The sequence below is a fragment of the Macrococcus sp. DPC7161 genome, from assembly GCF_004117835.1.
GTDB lineage: Bacteria > Bacillota > Bacilli > Staphylococcales > Staphylococcaceae > SDSC01.
Genome location: NZ_SDSC01000032.1, coordinates 1 through 445, shown reverse-complemented (window position 1 = coordinate 445; position 445 = coordinate 1). Strand labels below are relative to the sequence as shown.

Genomic DNA, 445 nt, shown 5'->3' with positions numbered 1-445 from the left:
GTAAAGTCCCCTCCAGGCAAATAACGAACGTGCGGGAAGCATTGAGCATCTGGTTTTTCATAGCCCGACCACGTAACCAGTTACTTAGCACCTCATTTCCACAGTCAAATGGCTGAAGTATATGCTCATCCGTCAGCAATGCCGGCGCGGTGACATTTATTTCCATTCAGGCTTTACCGCCATCAGACGTTCACGCCCTTCTGCATTCTGCACAGGAGCTTCCAGTTGCGTAATAAACGAATCATAACTTTCGTTATCCAGCACAAATAAGCGTTGATCCAGGATAATGTTTTTAGCTTCCTGGTAAGCCAGTTCAATGATGAAATCAGTACGGTTCTTATTGACCAGGCTCGCAGCATAATCAATAACGGCTCGTTCCTCATCAGTTGCCCGGATGTTAATCTGGTTTTCTCGCGGTGTTTTACGGACGCTTGCAGCTGTAGAC

Annotated in this window: 1 protein-coding gene; it reads right to left on the bottom strand. The window is 46.7% G+C overall.

The features are described 5' to 3' along the window. Positions 1 to 156: 156 nt before the first annotated feature. A partial coding sequence (locus tag ER639_RS11945; protein WP_205757722.1) for a type II toxin-antitoxin system TacA family antitoxin occupies positions 157 to 445 on the bottom strand: 289 nt, incomplete at its 5' end.